We start from the raw sequence: 3,045 nt of genomic DNA on the forward strand, positions 1-3,045 counted from the left end.
TTCTTGCATAGGTTGCAAAGAGATCGGATTCATCACGAATAATTTTATTAATATCTTTTTTAAAGTATATCTTCAGAAATCTGAAGTAGTCTCTTTGCGTTAACCCGATGTTTAGCGAGGAGAAGTACAAACCAATCAGATCTTTATTACGCCAGCGAATAGGAACCGCATTCCTTATCTGAGCTCGGTGCAGATCAATAACCGACAGCTTGAACGTATTATCCTCAAAATTGGCCGGTTGATGCAATAAGAAGTGACAGAGATAGCAATCACGGTGATTAACGCCGCCCTGATGCATCCTTCTGACCATAATGGCAAGCCGCTCAATTAATGCCATTTTAATTTTTCGCGCGGGTGGATTCACCAACCAATCTGCGCAATAATCTTCCAGGCTAACCGCCGGACTCAGATCTTCAGTTATAATAAAAGAGATACGGTTGAGCGGATTTATACCTTGTTGCCCGAAACCAACACCGTGCATCGTATCAACATCCAGTTCCTGCAAACGGTGTATAGCATTCCATTCTCTATCAGCTCCGAGTACCGGCAAACGTAAGGAGAATAAGTTTTTGATAACTTCCTTCAGTTTAGTTCCCTGGTGCCATTTCAGGAAGTAGCTTTTACCTGCAATCTCAAACCTTATCGTTCTGCGCGTTTCGAGCTGCCTAAATGTTTCTCCCTGCAGCTTCTGTACTTCAGAAAAAGCATCTTTCCCTTTCCACAAGGATAAAAATGGTTCTTTTAACTCAACCATGGGCACCACCTATAATAATATCAGCTGCTTTCTCAGGTAGACTATAAAGGTCTTGAGTATCAGCAAAGTGTTGTGCATTATCTTTCCATGCATTTCTCTGCCCTGAGTCAGTTAAAGAAAAATAAACAGCCTCATTTAATAATTTTTGCTCAAACGGTTCATCAATAACAATGCCGCATTCAGCATCTTTAATATAATGGGCATATCCGCAAACGGCCGTTGTTATGACAGGTAAACCTGCTGCAATTGCTTCAACCAGCACGATCCCTGCGGCTTCCTGATATGCCGGATGAATCAATAGATCGGCTGCTGCCATTAACTCTGAGACATCATTACGGCCAGGGAAGAACTTGATATTGTCAGCAACAGCATACTCTGTTGCCAGCTTTATATAGCGATCAGGCTTATCCTGACCCACAACAAACAGAATCGTTTGTTTGCGGACAGCTTCCGGTAAGGAAGCGATCGCCTTGATAGTTCTGTCGACCCCCTTACGGGTAAAATCAGAACCGATTTGTATAATTAAATACTGGGAATCACTGATATCATTTTCTTTCCTGAAGCTAGCTCTACAATTTGTTGGCTGAGAGCTGTATTTTCTGTCAGGATAAATCCCCGGCGGAAGGATATGAAAACGCGCTGGCTCAGTATGATAGTGCTTCTGAAAATCCGCAATTTGCTTATCTGTTAGCATCAACAGCTGTGTTGATTTTCCCTCAGCAAATGTTGCTTTTTCAAAGGCGGCATAATGCCGATATCGTGGTGTCAGACGATAGAGCAAACCTTTTTCTTGCGCGACTTTTTCTGCGTAGCAGACATCAGCAGCATAATAAACATCTAACCCAGGCATTTTATTGAACCCAACGACCCGGTCTGCTGGATTACTCTCAAGATGTTTACTTACCCACCGATGATACTCAGCATTTTTCCCGTTGTTGGAGCATGACCTCACAGGAACAATGATGATCTCCAGGCTGTCTGGAATATTTCCTTGCCATGATTGTGTGTAAACCCGAACATGATGTCCACGTGATGCGACTGTTGACGCTATACGCAAAAAATCACGCTGTAACCCACCAAAAGGGAAATATTTATACAAACAGAAAGCAATAACCATTTTATATATCCGGATGCTTTATTAATCGAGTTTAGGTAACCGCGACGCTATGGCTGCAATCACGTCTTCCGCTGGTATAGCAGATAAATATTTCTTACTTCGATCAAGTTTTTCACGCACAGGCATTGGTTGGTAATCACCAGCCCAAAATTGAACTACATCATCAGACCATGGTCGCCAGGCGATATGATCGGTGGCACCGAAAAGACAAATGATAGGGGTTTTAACAGCTGCAGCAATATGCATCGGGGCAGAGTCGACACCAATAAAAAGCACAGCATGATCAATTAATGCAGCAAGCTCAGGGAATGTTGTCTTACCGGCAATTTCAGTTAAAGGTTTAGTTTCACATGCCCTGGCAATCTCATCGACGCAGGCAATATCGCTGGCACCGGGTCCAGACGTCAGTACAACCTGATACCCCAAATGATGTATCGCATCAATCACCAGGGAGAATCTATCATTCTCCCACGACTTGAATTCTTGTCTCGCCGTAGGCTGTATAACAACATACTTCTGGGTATCAACCTGAGGAAGTTTTTTCCGAACAGATTGCCAGACTTGCTCACCATAAACCATTTTCAGTACCGGAACTGATTCTTTTAGATTTAATGGCGTCAGCACAGACAAATTACGTTCGACCCAATGATCGCCACTTAGAGGAACGTGATGAGTAAAACTGTCGCGCCAGAATTTCTTATTTCTGTGCGAGAAATCATGTGTCAATTTTATTGGACAATCCAAGCAGCGGCACAGTAAAGCAACTATCCACTGATCGGTAAGGTTGACCACTAAATCATAATGATTACCACGTAGTACCTTGATCAGCGCTAAGAAATTTTTTGCTTTCTCAAAAGCAGAACTCTTTTTATTTTTTATGCCATACAAAGCATGGATATCGGGATTTTCAGATAAAATAGGAATGGTATCTTCGTAGAGTAAAACATCAATATCAGCATCAGGATAATTCTTTTTAAGCGTGCTGATGACCGGTGTGGTTAGCAACATATCGCCGTGAAAGCGCATCTTTATTACCAGGATCTTTTTCACACTCTACCCTTTCAGGTTATTGTTAATTTTCAAATCACGCTACCGCCCCAGGCTCAACAGCTACCTGTGTACTGCAGAACACACCATCTTATTTTATCGTTTATATTATACCACTATTCACTTG

The 3,045-nt window shown here is 42.3% G+C and carries 3 protein-coding genes; all 3 read right to left on the minus strand.

Translation table 11 applies throughout. The features are described from left to right. Positions 1 to 754, minus strand: a 754-nt coding sequence (gene rfaP, locus NNN64_RS22695; protein ID WP_271442865.1) for a lipopolysaccharide core heptose(I) kinase RfaP, incomplete at its 3' end; no start/stop codon positions are given. Then, entirely contained in the window at positions 747 to 1,871 is a 1,125-nt protein-coding gene (locus NNN64_RS22700) for a glycosyltransferase family 4 protein (protein WP_271442866.1), read from the minus strand. The genes NNN64_RS22700 and rfaP, both read right to left, overlap by 8 nt. Positions 1,872 to 1,892: 21 nt before the next feature. Then, on the minus strand, positions 1,893 to 2,897 hold the full coding sequence (rfaQ, locus tag NNN64_RS22705) for a lipopolysaccharide core heptosyltransferase RfaQ (protein ID WP_442870716.1): 1,005 nt from the start codon (positions 2,895 to 2,897) through the stop codon (positions 1,893 to 1,895). Positions 2,898 to 3,045: the final 148 nt, after the last annotated feature.

The sequence above is a fragment of the Citrobacter sp. Igbk 14 genome (assembly GCF_028069825.1).
Taxonomy (GTDB): domain Bacteria; phylum Pseudomonadota; class Gammaproteobacteria; order Enterobacterales; family Enterobacteriaceae; genus Citrobacter.

Bases quoted from the DNA above. Each gene is read 5' to 3' on its own strand.
- rfaQ (WP_442870716.1), bottom strand. From the start codon at position 2,897: ATGCGCTTTCACGGCGATATGTTGCTAACCACACCGGTCATCAGCACG.
- NNN64_RS22700 (WP_271442866.1), bottom strand. From the start codon at position 1,871: ATGGTTATTGCTTTCTGTTTGTATAAATATTTCCCTTTTGGTGGGTTA.